General features: G+C 37.6%; 24 protein-coding genes. 13 read left to right on the top strand and 11 right to left on the bottom strand.

The window, feature by feature from the left end; translation table 11 throughout:
• The 5 genes from ACXACQ_RS20285 to ACXACQ_RS20265 form a co-directional block, all read right to left on the bottom strand.
• Entirely contained in the window at window positions 1–747 is a 747-nt protein-coding gene (locus ACXACQ_RS20285) for a DUF4397 domain-containing protein (protein ID WP_474977820.1), read from the bottom strand.
• Complete coding sequence (locus ACXACQ_RS20280) at window positions 744–2030, bottom strand: APC family permease (protein WP_474977819.1); 1287 nt, start codon at window positions 2028–2030, stop codon at window positions 744–746. Before ACXACQ_RS20280 ends, ACXACQ_RS20285 begins: the two co-directional genes overlap by 4 nt.
• A 12-nt stretch (window positions 2031–2042) precedes the next feature.
• Entirely contained in the window at window positions 2043–2369 is a 327-nt protein-coding gene (locus ACXACQ_RS20275) for a four-helix bundle copper-binding protein (RefSeq protein ID WP_474977818.1), read from the bottom strand.
• A gap of 208 nt (window positions 2370–2577) precedes the next feature.
• Window positions 2578–2958 (bottom strand): hypothetical protein, encoded by a 381-nt coding sequence (locus tag ACXACQ_RS20270; protein WP_474977817.1) that lies wholly within the window; start codon window positions 2956–2958, stop codon window positions 2578–2580.
• A gap of 76 nt (window positions 2959–3034) precedes the next feature.
• The gene (locus tag ACXACQ_RS20265) at window positions 3035–3739 is read right to left on the bottom strand and encodes an SIMPL domain-containing protein (protein ID WP_474977816.1); all 705 of its coding nucleotides are present in this window, start codon (window positions 3737–3739) and stop codon (window positions 3035–3037) included.
• Window positions 3740–3895: 156 nt separating this feature from the next.
• Between ACXACQ_RS20265 and ACXACQ_RS20260 the strand changes: the two genes are divergently transcribed.
• Both ACXACQ_RS20260 and ACXACQ_RS20255 read left to right on the top strand, forming a co-directional pair.
• The gene (locus ACXACQ_RS20260) at window positions 3896–4573 is read left to right on the top strand and encodes a TetR/AcrR family transcriptional regulator (RefSeq protein ID WP_474977815.1); all 678 of its coding nucleotides are present in this window, start codon (window positions 3896–3898) and stop codon (window positions 4571–4573) included.
• Between the two features lie 3 nt (window positions 4574–4576).
• On the top strand, window positions 4577–5887 hold the full coding sequence (locus ACXACQ_RS20255) for an ABC1 kinase family protein (RefSeq protein ID WP_474977814.1): 1311 nt from the start codon (window positions 4577–4579) through the stop codon (window positions 5885–5887).
• Between the two features lie 39 nt (window positions 5888–5926).
• On the opposite strand, the gene ACXACQ_RS20250 is transcribed toward ACXACQ_RS20255, so the two are convergent.
• Genes ACXACQ_RS20250 through ACXACQ_RS20240 form a run of 3 tightly spaced genes read right to left on the bottom strand, consistent with a single transcriptional unit; the run spans window position 5927 to window position 8862 of the window.
• The gene (locus ACXACQ_RS20250; RefSeq protein ID WP_474977813.1) at window positions 5927–7042 is read right to left on the bottom strand and encodes a DEAD/DEAH box helicase; all 1116 of its coding nucleotides are present in this window, start codon (window positions 7040–7042) and stop codon (window positions 5927–5929) included.
• Between the two features lie 54 nt (window positions 7043–7096).
• On the bottom strand, window positions 7097–7798 hold the full coding sequence (locus ACXACQ_RS20245; RefSeq protein WP_474977812.1) for a LytR/AlgR family response regulator transcription factor: 702 nt from the start codon (window positions 7796–7798) through the stop codon (window positions 7097–7099).
• Complete coding sequence (locus tag ACXACQ_RS20240) at window positions 7795–8862, bottom strand: sensor histidine kinase (RefSeq protein WP_474977811.1); 1068 nt, start codon at window positions 8860–8862, stop codon at window positions 7795–7797. The genes ACXACQ_RS20245 and ACXACQ_RS20240 overlap by 4 nt, the downstream gene beginning before the upstream one ends.
• 225 nt (window positions 8863–9087) lie before the next feature.
• Between ACXACQ_RS20240 and ACXACQ_RS20235 the strand changes: the two genes are divergently transcribed.
• The 7 genes from ACXACQ_RS20235 to ACXACQ_RS20205 all read left to right on the top strand — a co-directional run bounded on the left by ACXACQ_RS20235 (window position 9088) and on the right by ACXACQ_RS20205 (window position 17318).
• The gene (locus ACXACQ_RS20235) at window positions 9088–9465 is read left to right on the top strand and encodes a hypothetical protein (RefSeq protein ID WP_474977810.1); all 378 of its coding nucleotides are present in this window, start codon (window positions 9088–9090) and stop codon (window positions 9463–9465) included.
• A 5-nt stretch (window positions 9466–9470) separates the two neighbouring features.
• On the top strand, window positions 9471–12311 hold the full coding sequence (locus ACXACQ_RS20230) for an outer membrane beta-barrel protein (protein WP_474977809.1): 2841 nt from the start codon (window positions 9471–9473) through the stop codon (window positions 12309–12311).
• 84 nt (window positions 12312–12395) lie between these two features.
• Window positions 12396–12569, top strand: a complete 174-nt coding sequence (locus ACXACQ_RS20225) for a hypothetical protein (RefSeq protein WP_474977808.1) — start codon at window positions 12396–12398, stop codon at window positions 12567–12569.
• A 72-nt stretch (window positions 12570–12641) separates the two neighbouring features.
• Window positions 12642–13955: a DUF4270 family protein gene (locus ACXACQ_RS20220; RefSeq protein ID WP_474977807.1), complete on the top strand. Its 1314-nt coding sequence runs from the start codon at window positions 12642–12644 to the stop codon at window positions 13953–13955.
• Complete coding sequence (locus tag ACXACQ_RS20215; protein WP_474977806.1) at window positions 13948–14937, top strand: Kelch repeat-containing protein; 990 nt, start codon at window positions 13948–13950, stop codon at window positions 14935–14937. The genes ACXACQ_RS20220 and ACXACQ_RS20215 overlap by 8 nt, the downstream gene beginning before the upstream one ends.
• On the top strand, window positions 14921–16168 hold the full coding sequence (gene bamG, locus ACXACQ_RS20210; RefSeq protein WP_474977805.1) for a BamG family beta-barrel-assembly machinery protein: 1248 nt from the start codon (window positions 14921–14923) through the stop codon (window positions 16166–16168). The genes ACXACQ_RS20215 and bamG overlap by 17 nt, the downstream gene beginning before the upstream one ends.
• A 112-nt stretch (window positions 16169–16280) precedes the next feature.
• Complete coding sequence (locus ACXACQ_RS20205; protein ID WP_474977804.1) at window positions 16281–17318, top strand: tetratricopeptide repeat protein; 1038 nt, start codon at window positions 16281–16283, stop codon at window positions 17316–17318.
• On the opposite strand, the gene ACXACQ_RS20200 is transcribed toward ACXACQ_RS20205, so the two are convergent.
• Window positions 17319–18320, bottom strand: coding sequence for a hypothetical protein (locus ACXACQ_RS20200; RefSeq protein WP_474977803.1), 1002 nt, complete (start codon window positions 18318–18320; stop codon window positions 17319–17321).
• Between the two features lie 72 nt (window positions 18321–18392).
• Between ACXACQ_RS20200 and ACXACQ_RS20195 the strand changes: the two genes are divergently transcribed.
• The 4 genes from ACXACQ_RS20195 to ACXACQ_RS20180 all read left to right on the top strand — a co-directional run bounded on the left by ACXACQ_RS20195 (window position 18393) and on the right by ACXACQ_RS20180 (window position 23758).
• Window positions 18393–19457 (top strand): lipocalin-like domain-containing protein, encoded by a 1065-nt coding sequence (locus ACXACQ_RS20195; protein ID WP_474977802.1) that lies wholly within the window; start codon window positions 18393–18395, stop codon window positions 19455–19457.
• Between the two features lie 2 nt (window positions 19458–19459).
• The gene (locus ACXACQ_RS20190; RefSeq protein ID WP_474977801.1) at window positions 19460–20089 is read left to right on the top strand and encodes an NUDIX hydrolase; all 630 of its coding nucleotides are present in this window, start codon (window positions 19460–19462) and stop codon (window positions 20087–20089) included.
• Between the two features lie 80 nt (window positions 20090–20169).
• Complete coding sequence (locus tag ACXACQ_RS20185; RefSeq protein WP_474977800.1) at window positions 20170–21429, top strand: DUF819 family protein; 1260 nt, start codon at window positions 20170–20172, stop codon at window positions 21427–21429.
• Between the two features lie 322 nt (window positions 21430–21751).
• Window positions 21752–23758, top strand: coding sequence for an alpha amylase C-terminal domain-containing protein (locus ACXACQ_RS20180; protein WP_474977799.1), 2007 nt, complete (start codon window positions 21752–21754; stop codon window positions 23756–23758).
• A gap of 47 nt (window positions 23759–23805) precedes the next feature.
• Here ACXACQ_RS20180 and ACXACQ_RS20175 read toward each other — a convergent pair whose 3' ends face one another.
• A complete protein-coding gene (locus ACXACQ_RS20175; protein ID WP_474977798.1) occupies window positions 23806–24336 on the bottom strand; it encodes a hypothetical protein in 531 nt (176 codons plus the stop codon).
• A gap of 143 nt (window positions 24337–24479) precedes the next feature.
• Window positions 24480–25790: a M20/M25/M40 family metallo-hydrolase gene (locus tag ACXACQ_RS20170; RefSeq protein ID WP_474977797.1), complete on the bottom strand. Its 1311-nt coding sequence runs from the start codon at window positions 25788–25790 to the stop codon at window positions 24480–24482.
• Between the last annotated feature and the right edge of the window lie 10 nt (window positions 25791–25800).

Here is a 25800-nt window from a genome sequence, read left to right as displayed (position 1 = left end):
TTATTGGTTAAGCTTAGTTTTAGATGGGTTTTCCATTATTGTAAGCTGATACTTACTGACTTCTTTAGGAGTATCTGCTATTATTAAAGTGTATATCATGCCCGGCTTCACCCTTAGCAATGTCTCACTAACTTTACTTTCTCCAATTTTAAGTTCTAAAGGATGCTCACCTATACTTAATTTTTTCATATCACTGATATGAGCATAAGCTATATCAGGTACAACTGTTGTGTTGTTTTCTGATAATAATCCCTTCTTAGCTGTAGGTGCCAGATGTATCATTCTAATATATCCGGCACCGGCACTTCCATCGTAGTTGTCTCTTAGCATTAGCCACTGAGGTAAGTTGCCATTGTCATCTTTTGTTTCACCGCCCAATATTTTCTTGAGGGTATAATCGGTAGTCTGCTCGTTTAAAATGGGGTGTTCGGGAATAATGCCTGTGATGCATAGTGTATAGTACCCATTTTTGCCTAAAACAAACTCACTTTGTAGCAACTCATGCTGCTGCTGGTATGCTTTAAAAATATAATGATCAGGTTTTAAGGTCATGTATTTCATAGGTTGGGCATAGCCCAATGATATTTCCTTATGGAAATTACCGCCTTTTTTAGAGAAGACCTCTAAATGGATATCTTGTTTGTTGAGGGTATTAATTATTCTGATATGTGCTACACTTTCTTTTGCACTTGCTTTATAAAACCCTAAGCTAGAGATCAGTAGTAATGTGAGAATAGCCCTTTTCATTGATCTTTATTATGTTCTGTTTTAACCTTTTTCAATATGGCAGGTCTTCCAAAAATTACTACAGCCCCAAGCGCTAATAAGATAATAAGTGATATAGGGTTAATAATAGCCAAGCGAGTAACCAAAATGATAAGCGTGATGCCGCCAACTATGAGACCTGTAATGGGTATCCACTTTTTATCTTGTAATTTTTTTATAGCTATATAGTTTACAGATAAAAAGGTGAATAGGAAAACCAAAGACGCTGCTTCTACCAAAGTAGACAGGCTACCTATTACAGCCAGTAATGCAGCAAACACTCCAATGGTAATGACCGATCTATCGGGTACATCGTTACTGTTTGTATGTTCAAAAAACTTAGGCATTTCACCATCTTTGGCTACTCTGGCAGTAAGCTTAGCGGTACTAAACAGTGTGGAGTTGATGGCTGCAGCTGTAGCAAAGCCAGCTGCTATTGTAATCATAATAAAACCAGGTATACCAAGGCCTTCTTTGGCGGCTACTGCCAAGGCTACTTGTTTTTCATCTATGGTGGTTAAAGCCCCAGCAAGCACTACAGCTCCTAAGGCTACCACAATATAGACCAGTACCACAAAAACAACCCCTGACATTACAGCGGGAAATAATTTCTTTTTAGGTTTATTGATTTCTTCATACTCATAGGTGAGGAGCTGAAAACCTTCATATGATACGAAAATTGCCGCTGCACCAATTGGCGCACTCCAGATAGGTTTTGGTTCTGCTCCGGCCATTAGTTGTAAAGAATCCCATTGTGTTAATCCATAAATTGCTAAGATCAATAATGCAATAAGATTAGCCCATACAATAATGATTTCAACTTTGGCTAGCTTACCAGCTCCCATAAGATTGAGCAGCACCATGATGGCTACAATGGCTATGGCCAGTACTCTGGTTAACCAAGGGCCACTGTCGAAGGCAAAAGATATGTAGTGTCCGAATGCAAAAGCATATAGGGCTATAGTAAGTATATAACCTATAATTAATAGCCAAGAAAGGCTACCTGCTACACCTTTTAAGTTAATGTCTCGGAGGTATTCAAAAGCACCCCCGCTCTCTTCAAATTTGTTGGCCAGCTGTACGTAGCTATAAGCCGAACAAATGGCAATTATTCCTGCAATAGTAAAACTTAGCCATGACCATTGCATGGCTACTGCTACTACTACGCCCAGCGCTGTATATATGCCTCCACCTACCATGCCTCCGGCAGTTAGTGACCATACTGACGCAAAACCGAGCTTTCCGCTAGATTGCTGACGGCTCATGACGGATGTTTTTTATGCTGCTACAGCTAAAAATTCTTCACAAGCTTCGTAACATGCTTTACATGCATCGGCACATTCCTGACAGTGGTCATGGTCGTGTTTTCTGCATTCTGCCTCACAATCTTTACATACTTGTTTGCACAATTTTACTGCTGGTATTGCAAATTCTGAATCGCGGGCTACAAAGGCAGAGACCAAAGAGCAAATGGCTGCGCAGTCACGGTCTGTGCGAATACACTTTGCCATCATTTTTACATTGTCTTCATTAAGACAAGCATCAGCACAGTTATCACAAGCAATAGCACATTCATTAAGTAGGTTCAATAATGCAGTATCCATAGTAGTATATTTTCTATTAAGTTTTATTTAATTTTCTGGTTACGATCACATTTGCAAGTGTTGTGCCTATGCAGAAAATAGCCTAAAATGAGATACTAGGCTGTTTTGAGGTGGGATATTTTTCTACACTACTGGGTAATTGAGGAATTTTGGTCATAAAAAAAGGACTATCTTATGATAGCCCTTTTTCTGCGACTTTGATGGTCAGTTATATTTTAACTAATTCGACATTGATTTGATGCTTTCTGACTAATTCCTGAGTGAATTTCATAGCACCATGTGGCACAAAAATTTGAAATATGCCATCTTTAATAGCAGCCATCGTAGCCAGTAATTTCCATTTATTGATTAATTTATCGTTGTCCTTTATTTTGTTAGAAAGCTCAAAATAGGCCTTTTTACCCGATCGGCTGCTAGCCGTTACATCAGGAACGAAAACATCTTCACTTTTTTGATTAATGAGTTTACCTGGTTTTTCATACTCTGGCAAATCGGCTTTGATATTTTCAAAACCTAAATTTTCAATAGTTTCAATTAGTAAAGTAAGTCTTTCCTGATATAGGGTTTTGTTTCTATTTTCCTTGAGCATATGTTCTGTTTTTATTTCGTACTAAGGTAATATAGTAAGAAAAAAATAGGACAAAATCAAGTTTATGACTGATTAATTATTCTATTTCGAAAACAGCTCTTACTTCTGCTTTAATTTTTATAGTCTTAAACTCTACATTAGACTGATAGCTATCAGCAGCCTCCATCTTCATGGCAAAGTTAGTTCTAAGCATAGGCTGAGGTACATTGTTGCTGTAGGTCATATCTTGAATTTCTAAAGCACCACCTAATTTTTCATCAATTCCTTCAGCTAAGTATTTTGCTTTTGCTTTTGCATTTTTTAGCGCTTGCAATCTCAATTCTTGTTGAAACTCTTCTATTTTTGAATGTGTTACTTCAGATATATTAACACTGTTAACCCCTTCAGGATCTAGCTTTTCTATCAGGTTATTGATCATTTTTACGTCCTTAACTTCTAGCTTAAAGCTTTTGGTTTCTAAAAAGTCATCACTTTTCTTCTTTCTGTAATCCCAGTTGTAGCCATAGATATTGTCTACCTGAAGTTTGTCTTCTGAGATGCCAACTTGCTTAATGGCCTTTACTAGTTGCTCTTCTAGTTTATCCATTTCTACTTTTTTATTTCCGTTCTTATACTCCTTAAGTGCAAGAGTTATAAATATGCGGTCGGGTGTTACTTCTTTTTCGGCAGTGCCATTAACTTCGATTTTCTTTACCAAAGGTGCGTATGTAGCTGGTATTTGCTGAGCATTAGCTATTATACTGGTAACTGCGAGTGCTATTAATAATGTTAGTTTTTTCATAGTTGTTTTATTGTTTAGTATAAGGATGCACCAATGTAGACTATTCCATAAACCTGATTAATATTTTTTTACATTTTTCTTAATTATCAGTTAAAGCAGTGTTAAAACATGCTGTAATAACTAAACTTATAAGCCCCAATTAGCGTTTATAGAGGCATGGAAACTACAACAAAGAAGACGAAGAAAACCAGTTCTGCGAAGAAAAATGTAGCAGAGCAAATAGAGACTTCTTATAAGGAGTACGTTTTGATGCATGGTACATCACCTGCTTCGGTGTTTAGCTTTATGAAAGATTTGGGCCTTAAAGAGGCGGAGTTTTATGCTCACTACGGTTCATTTGATGGAATAGAACAAGGCATTTGGAGAGGGTATATGGAAAATACGCTTGCTGCACTAGCTAAAGATAAGGTGTATGAAGAGTATACAGTAAGAGAGAAGCTGCTGGCTTTTTATTATACTTTAGTGGAGGTGCTAAAGCAAGATAGGAGTTTTGTAGTGTTCTGTATGAATAGAGAAAGAAGATTTCCTGATTTGGTGCCGGAGTTTATCAAGTCATTTAAGTCTGATTATTTGGCTTTCTCCCAAAAGTTGGTAGATGAAGGTGTTGATAGTGGAGAGGTACAGAAAAGGCCATTGCTAACCGAAAGGTACAAAGATGCATTATGGCTACAATTGGTATTTGTACTTAATTTTTGGAGGAAAGATGAAAGTGCCAACTTCACGCAGACTGATGCTGCTATAGAGAAGTCGGTGAATTTATCTTTTGAATTAATGAGCAAAGGAGCTTTAGATATGATGGTGGACTTTGCTAAGTTTCTATATCATAACAAGTAGTGGATGAAAGAACAGATTAATATTCCTACTTCGAAAGTGCAGAGGGCTTCAAAATTCATAAAAACGGGAGCGAAAGTAGGAGGTAATTATATAAAACATTATAGTAAGAAGCTTTTTGATAAGGATTTGAGTAGAGATGAACTTGACTCTGAAAATGCTTCTGATATTTATGATTCACTTAGTGAGTTAAAAGGAAGTGCATTAAAGGTAGCTCAGATGCTAAGCATGGATAAAAATATGCTACCTACGGCTTATCAAGATAAGTTTTCTATGTCTCAGTATAGTGCGCCTCCATTGTCATACCCGTTAGTGGTAAAAACCTTTAAGCAGTTTTTTGAAAAAGCTCCAACTGATATTTTCGATTCATTTTCCAAATCAGCTATCAATGCAGCTTCCATAGGGCAAGTACATCAGGCTACTTTGGGAGATAAAAAGCTTGCCGTAAAGGTGCAGTATCCCGGAGTGGCAGAAAGTATCAGCTCTGACCTGAAAATGGTAAAGCCAATAGCTGCGCGCATGTTTAATATCAGTAATGTGGAGCTAGACCAGTACATGGAAGAGGTGGAATCTAAACTTTTAGAAGAAACTGATTATGAGTTGGAGTTAAAGCGCTCGCAGGAGATAACTAAGCAGTGTGAGGTGGTCAATGGAGTTACTTTTCCGCAGTATTATTCAGAGTACAGTAGTTCGAGGGTGTTAGTGATGGATTGGATAGAGGGAAGTCACCTTAAAGATTGGATTGCAAAAAATCCTACTCAGGAAGAGCGGAACAAAGTAGGGCAAGCTTTGTGGGATTTTTATAATTATCAAATTCACGAATTAAAACAAGTACACGCAGACCCGCACCCTGGTAACTTTATTATTAAGCCTGATAATACGGTCGGAGTAATCGATTTTGGCTGCGTTAAAGTAATACCTGAAGATTTCTATCATCAGTATTTTCAATTGATGAGAAAAGATATTTTAGATCATCAATTTAACCTAGAGCCTTTGTTTATGGAGCTGGGCTTTTTATCTCCTAGTGATACGGATAAAGAAAAGACTTTCTTTATGGGCATATTTAAAGAGGTGATTGAGCTTCTTGGCAGGCCATTTCGCACCGATTATTTTGATTTTGGCGAAGATGCTTATTTTAAGCAAATCTTTGAAGTAGGTGATAGGCTGTCAAAAATGAAGGAGTTGAGAAATTCTAAAACCGCCCGGGGCAATAAACATGGATTATATGTAAACCGAACCTATTTTGGTCTATATAATTTGTTAAACATGCTTAAGGCACAAGTCAATATTAGTAACGATATTCACAAGGCAGCATAAGCAAAAAAGGATTGGGTTTTTACCCAATCCTTTTTTATGTTAAAATCTTATTTGCTTAAAGCTTATATTTAAAGCCTTTTCGAAGTATCTCAATTGTTTAACTTCTGCCGTAGTAACTAAACAAACAGAAGCGCCATACCTACCTGCTCTGGCCGTTCGGCCACTTCTATGGGTGTAGAATTCTTCTTTATCAGGTAATTGGTAGTGCAGAACATAATTTACATCTTCAACATCTATTCCGCGTGCTGCTAAGTCAGTAGCTACCAATATTTTTAAATTACCTTTTTTGTAATTCCTCATTACCTTATCACGCTCTTTTTGGAGTAAATCACCATGAATGCCATCAGCAGAGATGTTTTTAGCAATCAGTTGTTTGATAAGGGTTTTTGTAGCCACTTTGGTTTTGCAGAAAACAATACCGCGGTCTTTACCTTGCGCTTTTATCGTCTGCACCAATAAGTTAAGCTTATCGGCTTCCTCGCAGATCATATATTGGTGGTCAATGTTTTTATTGACCTGATTTCTCTTGTTTAGCTCAATTCTATAAGCATTGGGTGACATGTGCTGATTTACTATTTGTCTAATCCCATGAGGCATAGTGGCAGAGAAGAGCCACTTGTTCCTAATTTGAGATAAAAGACTTAGTATCTTGTCTAGATCATGTTTAAACCCTAGTGTTAGCATTTCATCGGCTTCATCTAGCACTACCGTGTTCACATGGCTAAGGTCAATAGCTTTCTTTTTCACCAAATCTAAAAGCCTGCCCGGTGTAGCCACCACAATATGTGTGGGGCGCTTTAGCTTGGCTATTTGCTGGTCTAACTTGCCTCCGCCATAAATAGCCTCAGTAAAAATCTTTTCAGTATACTTGGTGAATTTAAATAGCTGCTTGGCTACTTGCTGTCCAAGTTCGCGTGTAGGGCATAATATTAAAGCCTGTATTACTTTTTTATCAGGGTTTATATTTTGTAAAATGGGTAATCCGTAAGCTGCTGTTTTTCCTGTTCCCGTCTGTGCCTGACCTACAAGATCTGTGTTGCCATTTAATAATAGAGGAATAGCCTGCTCCTGAATAGGGGTAGGAGTGATAATGTTTAGTTCTTTAAGGCCTTTGGTAAGATCTTTATTAATGCCTAATGCTTCGAATGTGCTCAATGTGTTATAACCTATTTATTGAATTGCAAAGGTAGACATATTACTGGTTTTTCTTTATAATAACTGCTGCGATACTATTTCACGGTAAGATTTACCAATAGGTATATACTTTTCTTCTATCTGCACTTGGTTGCCATAAAGGGCTTTTACCTTGTCTTTGTTTACAATATACGATTTGTGAATTCTAATAAACTGAGAAGCAGGCAGGTTTTCTTCTAGTTTTTTTAAAGATTCTAAAACTATTAAAACTTCGTCTTTCAAATGAAATTTAACATATTCTCTTAGACCTTCTATATATTTAATTTCATCAATATTGATCCTGTGTATTTTATGATCAGCCTTTACGGTCATAATTTTTTTATCCGTAGTCACAGGGTCACTTTTCTTCAACTTTTCTAGCGCTATAATGTCTAACGCTTTATTTATGGCCTGTAGAAAACGCTCCAACCGGATGGGTTTTAGCAAGTAGTCAATTACATCAAGTGCATACCCATCAAGTGCATAGTTAGGGTAAGCTGTAGTAAAAATAACTTTAGGCTTTTTGGTTAGTGATTTAAGAAATTCTATACCTGTAAGCTCAGGCATTTGGATATCTAAAAGCATGATGTCAACCTCATTGTCTCTAAGGAAATTAAGGGCTTCTACTGGGTTTTTAAATGTGCCTTTTACTTCAATTTGAGGTAGTTTATTACAATACTCGTTTAATAATAAACGAGCCGGATGTTCGTCATCTACTATAATACAGCTGCTTTTCATACTGTGATAATTAATTTTACGCTAAAAGATGAATTCAATTTGTTAATCGTAAGCTTATGTTGGTCGGGATATAGTAACTGAAGTCTTTTTTTAACATTTTCCAGCCCTATGCCTGATGTTGTATCTTTCGAGTATTCTCGGTCGGGTACGCTATTAGATATTAAAAAGGTAATTTGATGGTCTTCCGTTTTTAATTCTATTTTTATCCATCCTTGGTCACTTTCTATATGGCTGTGCTTAAAACTATTTTCTATAAAAGGGATAAAAAGCATAGGTTCTACGGTTAGAGAATAGTTCTCAACCTTTAAGTCAATGCTAATATTCGCATCTTCTTCTAATTTTAGCTGCTGAAAGTCGATGAAATTCTTAATGTAGTCGATTTCCTTATCCAATGTAACCTTTGTTTCGTTGCTTTCATATAGCACATACCTTAGCATATCAGATAGTTTCATGATCATATCTGGAGCCTTTTCCTGGCTGGTGAATGAAAGTGAATAAATATTATTAAGCGCGTTGAATAAAAAATGAGGGTTTATTTGAGATTTTAATAGCTTGAGTTCATTGTTTAAATGCTCGTTTTTTAGGTTAGATTCTTCTTCATGCCTCTTTTGCGATTGTCTGGTAAGCCAATAGGTTGTACTTAAAAATAAGATTCCTACCGAGGTAATGAAGTCCATTACGGTTCTTGGATTGAATAATCTAAAAGGTCTGTTTTGATCATGAAACGGAATTCTACCTTCGCTAAATGGTGGCTTAGGTGGTCGAAACTCAAAAGCACGGTCTACATGTATTACTTCATTGAGTACTTTTCTTAAAATAAGAATGGATACCAATAAGCCAACGATTGATAGTAAGTATAGTAAATGTTTGTTTCTATCCATTAATTTTGGCAGTAGCACAAACACATTAATGTAAAATACAAAAGCATGTAGTACAATTACCCTCATGGTAATGATAAAACTATCGAGATACGTAGGAAATACTGACACCGCCCAGTTGAAAGTGAGCAAGGCATAAGTGAGCCATAAAAATATATGGATTGCTGGTGTTTTAAATTGTTTCACATTTTTCACAGAATAAAGGTAATCAACTCACTGCTATTCTGTTAATATATTCAACCAACATTAGGGTTATTTCAATGAATGATTTGCTGTTAATGTTTGGTGAAATGTTACCGTCTGTTGCTCAATTTGTGGTCATTAGTTGAAGAAAACTGCCGGTTGATTGAATTATCTTTCAGTCTGGCTGCTTTGTTCATAACTTAGATTTAGTTTAAAATAAATAAGACCATGAAGCAATTAAAATATGTAATGTTTACCCTAATGATTACCGTACTTAGTTTACAGGTAATGGCTCAGCAGCGAGGCAACAGAGGCTTTGATCCTTCCGTTAGAATAGCGAAAGAGAAAGAAGCAGTGCTAGCCAAGGTCACGGATTTGAACGAGGATCAGAAGGCTATATTGGATGAGATATACACCGAATATGAAACCGCTATTAAAGATTTAATTAGTGAGCACAAGGGTGACCGTGAGGCAATGAGAACTGGCTTGATAGAAATAAAAGATGAGAAAGAGAAGGCTGTGGCAGAGTTATTGAGTGAAGCACAGTTAGAAAAATATAAAGAGGCAATAGAAGAAAATAGGCCTCTAAGAAGACGACCTAATTAGAACTTATGGCATACAAAATTTTTGCATTTCTACTTACCCTGAGTCCGGTTTTTGCATTGGCTCAGGGATTTTCTGTTAGTGGTAATGTTATAGGAGATGAAGATAAGCAAGAAGTGGTGGGAGCTACCATATTGCTTACCAATGTTAAGGATAGTACGGATCAACATTATACCGCGTCCGGTGTAGATGGTACATTTACTATTAAGAAGCTTGCATCCGCTTTTTATAAAATGAGAATCACTAGCGTTGGTTTTCAGCCTTATGAACAGTTTTTGCGAGTGAGCGAACAAGATGTGAAGCTAGGGGCACTGACCTTAACTACCGATACCAAGTTATTGAGTGAAGTAGAGATAAAAGGAGAAGTGGTGCCGGTGCAGCAAAAGGGTGATACCACACAAATGAGTGCGCAGGCCTATAAGACTAACCCTGATGCCAGTGCTGAGGATCTTATAAAAAAGATGCCTGGTATTTTGGTGAAAACCGATGGCACCGTGCAGGCACAAGGCGAAGACGTGAAAAAAGTGCTGGTAGATGGACGTGAGTTTTTTAGTAATGACCCTTCGGTAGCATTAAAAAACCTGCCGGCAGAGATTATTGATAAAATTGAAGTGTTTGATCAAAAGAGTGAACAAGCTCAGTTTTCTGGCTTCGATGATGGCAATACCACCAAGACCATTAATATTGTAACCAAGCCAAACATGAGAAATGGTATGTTTGGAAGAGTGTATGCCGGAGCAGGTGATAATGGCTACTACGGTGTAGGTGGCAATATTAATAAATTTGATAGCACAAGAAGAATTTCCATACTTGGCTTGGCAAATAACGTTAACCAGCAGAACTTTTCTAATGAAGATTTATTAGGCGTAATGAGCTCTGGTGGTAGCAGAAGAGGTCCAAGAGGTGGCGGGGGAGGCAATAGCTTCTTTTCTGGTCAGCAGTCGGGCATTTCACAGACACAGTCGTTTGGTATCAACTATGATGAGCAAGTATCTAAGAAGCTGAAAATCAATGGTAGTTATTTCTTTAATAGAAGTGATAACTCTGCTACACAATATACATCTAGAGAAACATTTTTAACTAGCGATTCGAGTCAGTTTTATAATGAAAATTCTATTTCTGGTAGTATTAATAATAATCACAGGTTATCAATGAGGTTGGAATATGAAATAGATGATAACAACTCTTTATTATTCAGGCCAAATTTGAGTTTCCAGAATAATGATGCTACCACTAATCAGGCAGGTATTACCAAAACAGAAGCAGGTAATGCTATCACAGAAACCAATTCTATGTACAATAGTGATAGAAATGGGTATAATTTCAGTGGTAGTTTATTGTATAAGCATAAGTTTAATAAAAAGGGACGCACGTTCTCATTAGATATTAATAGCTCAATGAGTGATAATGAAGGTGACGCAACTCAGGTTTCTGTTAATAATTACTATTTAAAAGACCAGTTAGACAGTATTAATCAATATAGTGATAGCGATACCAAAGGAAAAAGTATTGGAGCAAATGCTGTTTATACAGAGCCTATTGGCGAAAACAGTCAGTTAGAGCTGAACTACGGATGGTCAAAATCATTTAATGATGCAGATAAAGAAACATTTTCGTCAAGCAGTGCCGAAGAAGAGTTAATATTAAACCCTTCTTTGTCTAATAAATTTGAGAGTACATATACCACTAATAGCCCCAGCGTAGGCTATAGTTACAGAAAAGATAAACTCATGCTTCGTGGTGATGTAGCCTATCAGCATGCGTCTTTATCTAACGATCAGGATTTTCCTTTGCAGAATGCCTTTGAGAAGTCCTTCGAGTCTATTTTGCCAGGGTTTATGTTGAGGTATAAAATGAGTAGAAGCAAAAGATTTATGTTGTTTTTAAGAACTAATACTAATGCTCCGTCTATTTCTCAATTGCAGAATGTGGTGGACAATTCAGATCCTTTGTTTCTATCAGCGGGTAACCCAGATTTGAAACAGGCTACTACCAATAGTATTCGTATGCATTATAGCAATCATAATTCAGAGAAATCGTCAAGCTTTTTTGTAATGGCTATGGCTGATAGAACTTCTAATTATGTAGCCAGTAGAACCTTTGTTGCTGATGCAGACTCTGTGTTAACAGGTGGCGTAGTGCTAAATGAAGGAGCTCAGTTAACCACCCCAACTAACGTAGACGGATATTGGAATGTGAGGGCGTTTTCTAATTATGGTTTTCCTGTAGAGGCATTAAAATCTAACCTTAATTCATTCTTTGGTATTACCTATAATAGAAAGCCTGGTTATACTAATAATAACGAGAATATTTCCAACTCATACAATGTAAATGCGGGTGTTACACTGGCCAGCAATATTAGTGAAAATGTAGACTTTACATTGTCTTACAGGGCTGATTACACTTTGGTAAACAATAGCTTACAAACCTCTAATGAAGATGACTATATATCGCATACAGTAGGGTTAAGTACCAGTTATATCTTTTTGAATGGATTTGTATGGAGGAATAATTTCAATTATCTAAAATACAGCGGATACACAGACGATGCACTCAACACAAGTTATGTACTTTGGAATGCTTCTGTAGGTAAAAAGTTTATGAAAAGTGACAGGGCTGAATTGGCACTTTCCGTTTATGATTTGTTAAAGCAAAATACTAACATCAGTAGAAATAATACAGAAACTTATTTTGAGGAGGTGCGCACCAATGCACTGCAGCGATATTTTATGTTAACCTTTATTTACAACATAAGAAGTTTTGGAAACAATGGAAGCAGCAGTAACGATCGTGGAGATAGACCTCCAGGTCCACCGCCTGGTGCAGGAGGCAGAGGCCCGCGTTGGTAGTGTAAAAACTAACGTTGATTGAAAATACTTGAGTGTGTTTTTTATTCTTCGCAATTTCAAAATATCGCAATAATGATATAAGAAATGAAGAATAAGAAACACACTTTTTTATTGATGATTGGGGTATTGCTAGCCTTGTTTTTAATGCTAATAGTAAAGGTTGATAGCAAAGCAAGCACTACTACATATGGTATTTCTACGGGGCTGATATTGTTAAAGATAACTACTAATATGCAGACTGTTCGTTCGTTGAAATAAACAGCGCGTACGTTGAAAACTTAAAAGCAGCCATGGGCCTTATCTCCATCTTTGTAGAAGAAAATAAAACAGATGAGGCATTTCTTTTTTTTAACATTTACCATTCTACTTCTGAGCTGTAACGATGAGGAGTTTAGTACTGGTTCTCAATTTTTTAATGGTATTTCATTTGAATATAATAGCTGGGATACCCTTACGCTAAAAATGAGTACGGTGCGCTTAGACAGTATGGTTACTTCATCATCATCCGAATTTTTGATAGGTAACACTGTACATCCAGATTATGGTAAGATTCATGCCTCTGCCTACTTCCAAATTACGCCAGACTCTTCGGGTTATAAATTAGAAAAAGGTGACGCTACTTATGATTCCATCACGCTGATTATTGATTATAGCAACTACTATTATAACGATACCACTCAAAATTTGACATTGGTTGTTGATGAATTGGCTGAAGATTTGGATGTGGATGATGACACTGGTTATATCTACAATCACACCGATTTTGCTACTAAGTCTAGCAAAGGAGATTCAAGCAGAATCGTTAAAAAGACAATTAAGCCACGACCTTTTTCAGGAGATCCTATAGAAATTACATTGAGTGATGAGATGGGGATGAAATTCTTTGAAGAGGCCTTTCTTTCCGATAATGACTTTACTAGTACCGCTACCTTTCTTGATTTCTTTGCGGGATTTAAAATATGGGCACAATCAGGGGCTGATGTAGTTATTGGTTTTTCGCCTGATATTAAAGTGAAATTATATTATACCGATAAATCGGTAATACCAAGTGAGCAAGAGTATTTGAGTTTTGCTAACCAACAGTCGCAAGAGCTTTGGTTTAATCATTATGATACGGATTATACCGGGACCATATTCGAAAACGTATTTAATGATGATACCACTAGTGTGGCCTCAGAGAATACCGATAATAAAATTTACCTACAAGGTGGTTTAGGGTTAGGAATGCGCATAGAGATGCCTTATGTGAAGAAGGTGATAGAGGATAATCCTGAGTTGCTGTTAAATGAAGCCATACTAAAACTGGTTCCAATCAAGCATCAATACCAAGATGATGATGAATTACCCAAAGAATTGCAGGTGTATATGGTAGATAAACACAATACAGCTATAGGCTCACTTTCTACAACCATGACCCTCAGCCTAGATGATGAGTTTGATGAGAATACCTACTATACCGTTAATGTAAAGGAGTTTGTAGACTTACAATTGAGCCTTTCTGAAAATAATGAAAATGCACTTTTCATTTCTTTACCTACTGAAGATTTTCAATCAACCATCGGCTATCTGTCGGTGGGCGATCAGCATAATAAAGATTACAAAGCACAAATACAATTTAACTTAATTCAGCTTAAAAATGATTAAATACACTAGACTGTGGCTGTTTTTTATAGCAGCACTTGCCTTTATGAGTAGTTGCACTGATGATGATGATGATTCTACTGCGGAAGATGGGAACTGGATTAAGAGAAGTTCTTTTGAAGGAGTGGCAAGATCAGGCGCGGTTGCTTTTGTAGTAGGAGATAAGGCGTATGTAGGCTTAGGCTATGATGGAGATGATTATTTAACAGATTTTTGGTCATACGATCCTGAGTTGAATTTTTGGCAGCAAGTGGCAGATTTTCCTGGTGCTGGCCGTTCGGGAGCTGTGGCTTTCTCTGTAGACGGAAAAGGCTACGTAGGTACCGGTTATGATGGAGATGATGAAGTAAAAGACTTTTGGTCTTATGATGTAGAGTCAAATACTTGGAAGCAAATCCCTGAGTTTGGTGGTAGTGCTCGTGTTCACGCTGTAGCTTACTCAGTAGGAGGATTGGGGTATGTAGCCACGGGTTTTGATGGTAATTATCTCAAAGATGTTTGGAGTTATAACCCTACAGACAGCAGCTGGGTGCAGGTGGTAAGTGTTAAAGGAGAGAAAAGAGCCAATGCTACTGTATTCAATATTGATGACGAAGTGTATTTAGGTACAGGCTCTAATAATGGTATTTACCAAACTGATTTTTGGCATTTTGATGCTGTTAATCAAGATTGGTTAGAGCAAGAAGATCTTGACGTTGATGACGACTACTTTATCGTTAGAGAGGGAGCCGTGGCATTTTCTGTTGGTGAATTCGGCTATATCACTACGGGAGTGTCCGGCTCTAACTTAAACAGTACTTGGCAGTACGACCCTATAGTGGACGAATGGGAAGAGAAAACAGCCTTTGAAGGTTCATCAAGGCAGTATGCCGTTGGGTTTACGGTAAATGGCAGAGCTTATGTAGCATTAGGGCAAAATAGTAGTTCCCGTTTTGATGATGTATGGGAGTTTAGGCCACTGGAAGAGTATGATGACGAAGACTAATCAGTTTAGGTTATTATTGCTGACAAGCTTTCTTTCAGTGGCATCTTTTGCCGCTCATGCTCAAAACTCGGTGGGCTCTGCTTATTCCATGTTTGGCATAGGAGAAATCCAGTCTCAGGCTACGGTACAAAGTAGTGCTATGGGATTTACCTCCATAGGTTTAAGTAGTCCGTACTGGGCAAATACTTATAACCCAGCAGCCAATACAGAGGTAGGAGGCTATTACACCCATATTTTTGATTTTGGTTTCTATTATAATAATACCACATATACAACTGATGATGATAGCCAGTCCCTTGCTGATGGAGGGCTATCTCATCTTAGTTATTGGTTTAGGTTCAATAATAAATGGACGGGGCTATTAGGCATTGCTCCATTTAGTAAAGTGGGCTATGATATTACTGTCAATGATGTGTCGGCAGATAGGGGGACACTTTACGATGTTAACTATAAAGGCTCAGGAGGCTTAAACTCCTTTTACTTTGCTAATAGTTATGAACTGATCAAAGGGTTGACTTTGGCAGCACGGTTTTCTCTTATTCTGGGTAACCTTAATTACGAAGAGAATGCAACTAATATCAATACCCTGGAAACTTTTACGGTGAATGATAAGGTGCATATTACCAAAGCTAACTTTGATTTTAGTGCCAATTATAAGCTACGCAGAAAGAAGTTTGATTTAAACTTTGGGTTGATTTATGATGATAAAACCAACCTTACTGGGCACAGTAGCAAAAGCCTGACCAATACAGAGCAAGATTTAGTGTACGAGCAAGCAGAAGATGATAGGGAATATGCCTTGCCTCAAAAAATAGGGTTTGGTACTTCTTTCGTTAACTCCAAGTTTATGGTGGCTGCCGATGTGGAGTTTAACCAGTGGAGTGGGCTTCAGCTTGATAATGTAGATGATTTAAATGATACCTGGCGCTATGCGGTAGGGTTTGATTATACTCCTAAAAGAGGGGCAATTGAATATCTGGCCAATGTAAGTTATCGATTAGGTGGCTACTATGAAAATTCTTATATGGATATTGATGAAACCTCTTTTGATAAATGGGGAATTACCGCAGGCCTAGGTTTACCATTAGGCACAAGTGGGGCTATAAACCTAGCCTATAACCGCAAGGTAAATGGTACCACTCAAAACAATCTTATAAAAGAAACCACTAATGAAATTAGCGTGGCGCTTTCATTTAGAAGTATGTGGTTCAATAAACGTAAATATGACTAGGTAGATTGGTAAGAAGGAGCAGGCCGTAGAGTACTGGTAATTGAATGATATTTATCGTGTTCGTTTGAGTTGTATATATTAAAATTGCAGACCAAGCCTTTTTTTATCTCAAATGACAGTTACCAGAAAACTCTATACCTGCTCCATTACTTTAGCTGCATCTTTGATGATCGCAGCCTGCGGGTCTAAATCGGATACCCAGAAAGAACGTTTTTTAATCAGAGGCAATGATGCCTTAAAGCAGAGCGATTACCGAGAGGCCATTCGTTTTTACAACGAAGCCATACAAATAGACTCATGTTATACGCCCGCTATCAATAATTTGGGCATTACTTACTATGAGCAAAAGCTTTATAGCAAAGCTGTTTTTCAATACCAGCAAGCCATCAATTGCGATCCTCAATTTTTAGACGCATATGTAAACCGATCCAATGCATTATACGAGCTCAATGAGCTTTATGGAGCCTTGGAGGATATTAACTATGTGCAAAAACAAATTCCTGATTCTAGTTCAGTATATTTTAGTAAAGGCCTGATATTGGCAAAAATGCGGAAGTTTAATGAAGCATTAGAGGTGTTTAATAAGGCTTATACCTTGGACTCATCCAATGTAGAAACGCTCATTAACAGAGGTTCAGTGAAGTATTATCTGCACGATCTTGCTGCTGCGGAGGCCGATCTTACCAAGGCAATAGCTATAGCACCAAAAGAGGCCAATGCTTATAATGCTATGGCGCTTATTGAAATTGAAAGAGGGAATTTTAATAAAGCCTTAACTTTAGTGAATGAGGCGCTTCAGTATGAATTGTCGCAGCCCTATTTCTTGAATAATAGAGGTTATATCTATCTGCAGCTTGGAGATATGGATAAAGCCAAGGCTGATATTGATTTAAGCATTACCTATGACCCTAATAATGCTTGGGCGTATAGAAATAAAGGGTTGTATTATCTTAATAGTGGTAAACTCAATGATGCAGAGCGAATGCTAAAAAGAACCATTAAATTGGATCAGTATGTAGACCAGTCGTATGTTTACTTAGCTCAGATATTGAAGGCTCAAGAAAAACATGCAGAAGCATGTGAAGCGCTAAAAAAAGCCGAAAGCCAAAATCAAGAAGTTCCGCAGGACTTAGCAGCGTATTGTAATTAATTATTTAAGAAGCTTTCGTGGAGGTACTATGAAAATACTGAAATTATAGACCATAGCAGCATTGAGCTTGTTCTCTACTATTGTTTGAGAGTTGAGCGAATTATCACTTGTAAGGTCAAAATTGATGTTTTCTCTAATACCTCCCTCAATTCCAAACCATAGCCAGTCATGGATTTCCCTTTCCCAAGATAGTAGAAATCTTACTTCTGATTTGTTGAGGTAAACCAGTTGTTCTTTGGCTTCTTGCAGGCGGATACTATAATTGGACCCGTTCAACTCGGCCTTAGCATAAAAGAAATTCTTTTCGTTCAATGTGCTGTACCTTAGCTTAGCTTCTGCAGGTAGTACGGTTTCAACTCCCCACTGGTTATTAATGGTTTTATTATATACCAAAATAGGGTAGATAGATTTTTGCCCAAAACCATAACTGAAGGCCACTCCAAAAGCATATGAAACATAATCGTTCTTTTTCCAGCCTATTAATGGGGATACCGAAAATTTAAAAAATTCATGTTTGGCAAATGATTCGTATTTGTAGTCTCCGTTAAGGCCTCCACTAACACGTAAAAGGTAAAATTTATTGGTTTTGGTAGGCTTTACCATAAAAATTTCACCTCGTATACTTTTTAAAGACCTGTCTTCAAGGTTTTGGTAAAATGGGTAGGAAGGTTCGCTGTTTTCAAAGTTATGTTCTTCAACAAAGTATTTAATGCCAGCGGCCATTTTAAAGCCATCTTTCATAATAATTGGAGCTCTTAATTTAAACTCCCACCTTCTATTTCTTTGTAGCTCTCCTTGGGCATTGCCAAATTCATCACTTTTAGAAGAAATGGAATAATCTCTTACTATTTCTCTTTTTATAACTATACCTTTAGACCTAGGTAAGCCTATTACCCCAGGGACACAAAATGTAGAGTCTGTGCAGTTAATAATGGTTTCCTGCCCCAATGCGCAGAAGCTAATTAACTGAAAAACAAAAAAATAGCAGAACCCTTTATACATGTGGTATATTATATCAACTAACTTAATTAACTAAAATACAAACATCTTATTATAGCTGATGTTTAAAAGTTCATGCAAAAGATAGTCATTATACTTATTTCATCGTTAATTTTTGGATGTAAACTTCAGCCATATCAAGGTAATGATTTATATGGAGAGTTTGCTAAGCTTCCTGAAGAAGAAGCTCCTCATTTTAAAAACTCATTGGAGTGGTGGTACTTTACCGGGCACCTGCGTAGTAAAGAAAGTGGCAAAGAATATGGCGTGGAGTACGTTTTATTTCACTTTAACCCGTTTAATAAAAGAGATTATTTAATGACTAACTTTGCTATTACCGATCCGGAAGCAGGGGAGTTTCATTACAGTTATCAAATCGAAAAGCAGGATGACTTTCTTCAGTCTAAGCTACCATTGGGCATAGCTGTAGATAACAAACAGCTGCATCATGAATTAGTAGGGCAATTAGGTAAATATGCTATTGATGCTAATATACCTGCTGATGATATAGTTGTAAAATTGAGCACTGAGCCAGCAAAGCCGGTACTCATGCACAATAGCTCTGGTTACGAAAACTATGGCGATTATGCTAAAGCAGGGTATTACTCTTACCCAAGGCTTACAACCGAAGGTACATTTTATTTTAACGGCAGACCTGAAAAAGTAGAAGGAGAACTTTGGTATGATAGGCAGTGGAATTGCCTTGGAGTATGGCAAAAGGAGGTGGCTTGGGACTGGATTTCTATTCAGTTTCAAGAAACTAAAAGTGAGTTGATGATATATAGACTCCATCATTTCGGAGATGATAAAATAGTATATGGTGGCACCTATTTCGAAAATGATAGTTTGCAAGCTAGCATAAAGGAAGGAGATATTGAGTTAGAAGAGCTTGAATATTGGACTAGTGCTAAGTCCAAAACTACATATCCTGTAAAGTGGCATTTGGAGGTTAAATCATTGGATATATCAGTAGATGTGGAAGCAACAGTTAAGGATCAAGAGTTAGGTTTATCTTTTTCTCCTTTGCATAAAATGTATTACTGGGAGGGGATGTGCAAGGCTACTGGTACTATAGATGAGGTGCCGGTATCAGGAAATTCATATATAGAAATGACTAACCGAAACGCTTATAACAAATAGTAGTGTTTGAAGAATTTGTAAATAGATTAGGTGAGAGGCTGCAAAAGCCCTTGCCAGGAGCTGATGCTCAAAGGCTGATGATGCCTGTTGAAAGTACCAATGATAGGTTTAATTTATCTAAAAAAGATGTACGGCTAGGAGGGGTAATGCTTCTATTTTATCCTCATGCATCGGAAATATACATGCCCTTAACACAGCGGCATGATTATAAAGGCACGCACGGAGGGCAAGTGAGTTTGCCAGGAGGAAAGTGGGAGGAGACCGACAAAACACTTGAGGCCACAGCACTACGAGAAACCTATGAAGAAATTGGAGTTAGGCCTGAACAGGTGAAAGTAATAGGCAAGTTAAGTGATTTGTATATTCCACCTAGTAATTTTAGGGTGAGTCCTTTTGTTGGGTTTGTTAATCACAAACCAGATTTTAAAATAGACTCTTATGAGGTGAAAGAGCTTATAGAAGCTCCGCTTGACCATTTGCTAGATGAAAATTATCGGAAGAGAACAAATATTACCGTGAGGTCTTCAATGCGCATTAATGCTCCTTACTTTGACATCCATGGCAAGGTAGTTTGGGGAGCCACGGCTATGATCTTATCAGAGCTATCATACTTAATGAATGAATTGAAGTAATAACTAAGAGCTAAGCATTTAATTAGTTTTTTACCTGTTTGATATTCCTTATGTTTGAAGGATATAGAAATTCTAAACTTATGGAAGTGAAGCAAGTAGAGCCTTTTTTTACCAACGATGCTGTGATTTTAGGTATTTTAATGGTGATGTTAGCGGTGATTTTTAAAACGTCTAGCAGTACCAAACCTATATTCAAAAAGTTTTATGGCGTAGTACCTGCATTACTCCTGTGTTATTTTCTACCTTCTTTACTAAATACTTTTGGGCTGGTAAATGCTGAGGAGAGCAAATTATATTTTGTAGCCTCGCGGTATCTTTTACCTGCTTGCTTAGCACTTCTGACTTTGAGTATTGACCTGAAAGAGATAATGAAGTTGGGGCCAAAGTCACTCATCATGTTTTTTGCTGCTACGTTTGGTGTAATTGTAGGAGGACCATTGTCATTATTGATAGTTTCGGCCATATGGCCAAGTGCTGTAGGTGGGGTAGGTGCAGATGCAGTTTGGAGAGGTATGACTACCATAGCAGGCAGCTGGATAGGAGGAGGAGCTAACCAAACCGCTATGTATGAGCTCTTTGAGCCCTCAGATCATTTATTCTCAATAAGCATAACTGTAGATGTAATCGTGGCCGAATTAGCGCTGGCTGCGTTGCTAATGGGCATAGGAAAGAATGAAAAAATAGATGCCTTTTTTAAGGCTGATAGTTCGCCTATAGATCAGCTTAAAAACAAAATGGAAGAGTACAGTTTGAGCATTACTAAAATTCCTACTATAAGTGATTTCATCCTTATTTTAGGAGTAGGCTTCGGAATTACTGGCTTTAGCCATTTCTTGGCCGATGTTATAGCTCCTTATGTTGCTTTACATGCTCCTGAGCTTAAGAAATTTAGTTTAGATAGTCAGTTTTTCTGGATTATAGTTATTGCTACTACCATTGGTATTTGTCTTTCCTTTACCAAGTTGAGAAAATTAGAGGGAGCCGGAGCTTCTAAGATAGGTTCTGTATTTATGTATGTGCTTATAGCCACCATAGGTATGAAAATGAATGTACTTGCCATATTTGATAACCCTGGTTTTTTTCTAGTAGGCTTAATCTGGATAATATTCCATTTAGTGGTTTTGGTTATAGTAGCTAAGCTGATAAAGGCTCCTTACTTTTTCTTGGCAGTAGGAAGCACTGCCAATGTTGGAGGAGCAGCTTCTGCGCCAGTAGTGGCAGCAGCATTTCATCCATCATTAGCTCCTGTTGGGGTTTTGTTGGCTGTTTTAGGCTATGCTTTGGGTACTTATGGAGCTTGGCTGTGTGGAATAATTATGCAGTTTGTAGCAGAAGGCTAAGTTTCCTATATTTTACTTAAAATAAATGCGGTAAGAAAACCCACCACGGAGATTTACCATGCCGCTATCTATGTTTTTTGAAATGACTCAGGAGTCATAGTTGTATCTAGTCATAGCTAAGATGGCTCTTCCCGTAGCAAATTTTAACGATTATTCTTGTCCTAATATTTAAATTTCTGAACTCAAAATGTTAAATTATGTAGAAGTTTAATGATAGGGCACAGCGTTTTTCATATTAAAAAAAGTTGATGATGAGGGAGGTTTATGCATAACAAAATGCCCTTATACGGTGTATTTAATTAGAACAATGCAAACCACTAATATGATAACGAAAAGCCTCTCTTTAGTAGAAGATGACCCTTGGTTAAAACCATATGAATCTGATATTAACCAGCGATTTGATTTCTTTCAGCAGAAATATGAATCGATAAATAAAGCATTCGAAAGCCTCACAGAATATGCTTACAGAGACCATGATTTGGGCTTTAATTATGATGTAGCCAAAAAGGGGTGGTGGTATAGAGAATGGGCGCCAGCAGCGCAGCAACTCTGGCTTATAGGAGACTTCAATCAATGGAATGCTGAACGCCATCCGCTTACAAAAAATGATGAAGATATTTGGGAGGTTTTTGTGGCTGATGATAGTGAGTTTCCATTATACCATGAGTCTAAGGTTAAGGTAAAAATACTAGCTAGGGATCAGACAAAAGACCGAATTCCTGCCTATATCAAAAGGGCAGTTCAGGATACTGACACACATGATTTTGCAGGACAAATTTGGGCTCCCGAAACACCCTTTAAATGGACTGATGAGAAGTTTGATGTTCAGAATATAAAGGAGCCAATTATATATGAGTGCCATATAGGCATGGCTCAAGAGAAAGAGGGAGTGGGCACTTATATGGAGTTTGCTGATAATGTTTTGCCTCGCATAGCCAAGTTGGGGTATAACTGCATTCAGCTTATGGCTATTAAAGAGCATCCTTATTATGGATCATTTGGATACCATGTATCTAATTTTTTTGCGCCCAGTTCACGATTTGGTACCCCTGAAGAATTAAAATACCTTATCAATAAGGCGCACGAAATGGGAGTTGGAGTAATTATGGATATGGTTCACTCTCATGCTGTTAAAAACATATCTGAAGGTTTAAATGACTTCGATGGTTCGGGGCATCAATATTTTCATGAAGGAGGACGTGGTTATCATACCGGTTGGGACAGTAAATTATTTGATTACAGCAAAGATGAGGTTTTACGCTTTTTGTTGACAAACGTACGTTACTGGATAGAAGAGTTTCATTTTGATGGATATAGGTTTGATGGGGTCACCTCTATGATGTACCACCACCATGGTAATCATGTATCATTTGATCATTACGATAAATATTTTAAAGATAAGGTTGATTGGGATGCGATCAGATACCTTCAGCTGGCTAATGTTTTAATCCATGAGGTGAAGGCAGGGGCTATTTCCATAGCAGAAGACATGAGTGGTATGCCTGGCATTAGCCGCACAGTGTGGGAGGGAGGTATAGGCTTCGATTATAGGTTAGGTATGGGTATTCCTGATTATTGGATAAAGCTACTGAAGCACTCTCAAGACGAAGATTGGGATATACATCAGATATGGGATGTATTGTCTAACAGGAGGTACAAAGAAAAGACTATAGCATATGCTGAATCACACGATCAGGCCTTGGTAGGAGATAAAACTTTGGCATTTTGGTTAATGGATAAGGAGATGTACTGGCATATGTCAAAGGATGATGACCATATTGTTATTGATCGCGGGGTTGCGCTGCATAAGCTGCTGAGGTTGCTTACAGCTACTGTAGGGGGAGAAGGGTATCTTAACTTTATAGGTAATGAATTTGGGCATCCGGAGTGGATAGATTTTCCTAGGCAAGATAATGGCTGGAGTTACAAATACGCCAGAAGGCAGTGGCATTTAGTAGATGATGAAAATTTAAAATATAAATTTTTGAACGAGTTTGATAAGGAGATGGTACACTTACTACAAGAGTATCATGTACTTTCTGCCATGCCTGCTCAGCAGCTCAATATGGATATGGAAAATAAAACCATTGTTTATGAGCGGAATAACCTCATTTTTGCCTGTAACTTTCATCCTCATAACTCTATCCCTGATTATAAATTTAGTTCTAACCAAGAAGGTAAGTATAAGGTGATACTCAACTCTGATAACTTCAATTTAGGAGGTCATGGAAGAGTGGATAGTGATGTCGAATATTTTACGGACGAGGACCAGAAATTGAGTATTTATATGCCAAGCAGAACGGTATTGGTGTTTAAAAAAGAAGCATAAAAAAAGCCCCTCATTTGAGGGGCTTTTTTAAATGGGGTATGTAATTACTATTCGCACCACAGTCTGATGAGAATAAATACTTGACTGCCATCATAATTGATGTTAAAGTTTCCAGGACCACATACGTAGTCAAACCATCCACCTTGTCTGTTGTCAAAAGAGTATTGCCCTAGTCCACATAAGTCATCAGCTTCAATAAAAGCAAACCCATCTTCTGTTGTGATTTGACCTACCATATCACGTCCACCTATCTCTCCTAAGAAACAATCTTCAGTAGGCGTAGTATAGCTTTGGAATGTCCAATTTTGTTCTAAGCTAATGTTTGAGTTGCCTCTGGTGTAGGTAAAAGCAATAGTCATTGCAGGTAAAGAATCACTTCCATAAGCTTCCTGAGCAGCAGCTACTACTTCAGCAGGTACATTAGGGAAGTCATAAGCAGTGACATCATAAGTTACTTCTCTTTGAGCTTCAGCTGTAGCAAGCTGATTGTTTTCAGGAGTTAAGGCTGTTTCGTTGCTTTCACAAGAAGATAGGTAAAGAGCTCCTGCACATAGAATTAAAGTTGCAATTTTTTTCATTGTTGGTCGATTTAGTTGTTTACTTAGTTGCGAATTTACGGGAGTAAATTCTTTATTAAACACAATTAATGTTAAATCAATTTTAACTTTTTAATGAAAAATATGATATAAGTGCAACTGTTTGATTTTGAGGGGGATATGATTTAATTATTTTTTGAGAGTCTGTAAAGAAGCAATGCGGCTCTTTTGGCTTGTATGGGAAGCATTTTTAAATTACCGGTTTCGTTAATAGTATGGTCATCCGCTCCACTCAAGCCAAGGCCATCTGCGGCCATATCTACATAACCTGCTGTAAAAGAGATGTCTGCTGCTCCGGCATTTCTTGGGTTTACAGCAGTAACTTCGCCAAACCCAAGATCCTGACTGATCTGATTATAGGTAGTAAGCACTTCTTTATTTCCGTTGGTTTCGGCTAGAGGTGGGTAACCCTCATCAAAAGTGAGTAGCGCATTTGTTTTAGGGTAGTGCTCTGTTAGTATTTTTTGCATTATAGTTTTCGCTTTCTCTTCTTGCGTAGGAGAAACGGCCCTTAAATCACCTCTAACAATAACCTTTTGAGCTACAACATTCGTTTTTCCATGGGCTTCACCACCGGTCTTATCGGTTTGCATATCTACAGAAGTACCGCCAATTATAAAACCTGGGTTAAATGTTAGGTTTTCTTCATTTGATAGGGTGTTGTAAAAGCTGTTAAGTATTCTGGAGGCCTCATAAATAGCACCTGTGCCTACTTTATCAGTAAAAATTTGAGAAGAGTGTGCCGCCTGTCCTTGCACTTCTAATTGCCATGATATAGATCCCCTGCGTGATATTACTATTGTTTTCGGGTTGCCATCTGCATTTTCAAAACCAAGTGCTATATCAGCTCTGTCAGCCGCTTCTTTCAAGGCTTTTTTAGAGGCAGTTAGGGGAGAGCCGCTTTTCTCTTCATCACCAGTCATGACTATTTCTATGTTCATTTGGTCCAATACTCCTGCTTCTTTTAAAGCTTGCATCGCCAGTATGATAATAACATCTCCACCTTTCATATCTGCTACACCAGGTCCATTCATTATAGAATCGTTCAGCATGGTATATTTTTGAAATGGGCTATCCGGTTCAAAAACGGTATCCAAATGCCCGATGAGTAAAAATGTAGGTCCTTTTTTGCCTTTATGCTTGGCAATTAGATGCCCTGCTCTATTAAAAGCCTCGCCAGAGGTAATTTCTGTTTCGAAACCTAGGACATTTAAGCGTGTTTGGTAGAGTTTAGCAACTTCAATTACTCCCTCAAAATTCATGGTTCCACTATTAATATTTACAGACTCATTAAGCAATTCATAAGCCTCGTTTACATGTGCATCTATGGCTTTTGCTATTTTTCTCTCATTTTTATCGATTTGTGCATATGTTGTGTTTACAGTAGATAGTGCTGCTACTATAGCTAATGCGATAATTAAGGTTAAGAATTTCATGAAGGAATAA

It is taken from the genome of Fulvivirga sp. AWR4_260 (genome assembly GCF_056158185.1).
The sequence above is the reverse complement of the archived record's forward strand: the minus strand, read 5'-3'. Positions and strand labels throughout refer to the sequence as shown.

Excerpts from the sequence above, each read along its gene's own strand:
- ACXACQ_RS20175 (WP_474977798.1), bottom strand. The coding sequence starts at position 24,336 with ATGAAAAAAATTGCAACTTTAATTCTATGTGCAGGAGCTCTTTACCTA.
- ACXACQ_RS20170 (WP_474977797.1), bottom strand. The coding sequence starts at position 25,790 with ATGAAATTCTTAACCTTAATTATCGCATTAGCTATAGTAGCAGCACTA.
- ACXACQ_RS20280 (WP_474977819.1), bottom strand. The coding sequence starts at position 2,030 with ATGAGCCGTCAGCAATCTAGCGGAAAGCTCGGTTTTGCGTCAGTATGG.
- ACXACQ_RS20195 (WP_474977802.1), top strand. The coding sequence starts at position 18,393 with ATGCAAAAGATAGTCATTATACTTATTTCATCGTTAATTTTTGGATGT.
- ACXACQ_RS20200 (WP_474977803.1), bottom strand. The coding sequence starts at position 18,320 with ATGTATAAAGGGTTCTGCTATTTTTTTGTTTTTCAGTTAATTAGCTTC.
- ACXACQ_RS20260 (WP_474977815.1), top strand. The coding sequence starts at position 3,896 with ATGGAAACTACAACAAAGAAGACGAAGAAAACCAGTTCTGCGAAGAAA.
- ACXACQ_RS20220 (WP_474977807.1), top strand. The coding sequence starts at position 12,642 with ATGAGGCATTTCTTTTTTTTAACATTTACCATTCTACTTCTGAGCTGT.
- ACXACQ_RS20255 (WP_474977814.1), top strand. The coding sequence starts at position 4,577 with ATGAAAGAACAGATTAATATTCCTACTTCGAAAGTGCAGAGGGCTTCA.
- ACXACQ_RS20225 (WP_474977808.1), top strand. The coding sequence starts at position 12,396 with ATGAAGAATAAGAAACACACTTTTTTATTGATGATTGGGGTATTGCTA.
- ACXACQ_RS20215 (WP_474977806.1), top strand. The coding sequence starts at position 13,948 with ATGATTAAATACACTAGACTGTGGCTGTTTTTTATAGCAGCACTTGCC.
- ACXACQ_RS20275 (WP_474977818.1), bottom strand. The coding sequence starts at position 2,369 with ATGGATACTGCATTATTGAACCTACTTAATGAATGTGCTATTGCTTGT.
- ACXACQ_RS20180 (WP_474977799.1), top strand. The coding sequence starts at position 21,752 with ATGATAACGAAAAGCCTCTCTTTAGTAGAAGATGACCCTTGGTTAAAA.
- bamG (WP_474977805.1), top strand. The coding sequence starts at position 14,921 with ATGATGACGAAGACTAATCAGTTTAGGTTATTATTGCTGACAAGCTTT.
- ACXACQ_RS20205 (WP_474977804.1), top strand. The coding sequence starts at position 16,281 with ATGACAGTTACCAGAAAACTCTATACCTGCTCCATTACTTTAGCTGCA.
- ACXACQ_RS20185 (WP_474977800.1), top strand. The coding sequence starts at position 20,170 with ATGGAAGTGAAGCAAGTAGAGCCTTTTTTTACCAACGATGCTGTGATT.
- ACXACQ_RS20270 (WP_474977817.1), bottom strand. The coding sequence starts at position 2,958 with ATGCTCAAGGAAAATAGAAACAAAACCCTATATCAGGAAAGACTTACT.
- ACXACQ_RS20265 (WP_474977816.1), bottom strand. The coding sequence starts at position 3,739 with ATGAAAAAACTAACATTATTAATAGCACTCGCAGTTACCAGTATAATA.
- ACXACQ_RS20285 (WP_474977820.1), bottom strand. The coding sequence starts at position 747 with ATGAAAAGGGCTATTCTCACATTACTACTGATCTCTAGCTTAGGGTTT.
- ACXACQ_RS20245 (WP_474977812.1), bottom strand. The coding sequence starts at position 7,798 with ATGAAAAGCAGCTGTATTATAGTAGATGACGAACATCCGGCTCGTTTA.
- ACXACQ_RS20235 (WP_474977810.1), top strand. The coding sequence starts at position 9,088 with ATGAAGCAATTAAAATATGTAATGTTTACCCTAATGATTACCGTACTT.
- ACXACQ_RS20230 (WP_474977809.1), top strand. The coding sequence starts at position 9,471 with ATGGCATACAAAATTTTTGCATTTCTACTTACCCTGAGTCCGGTTTTT.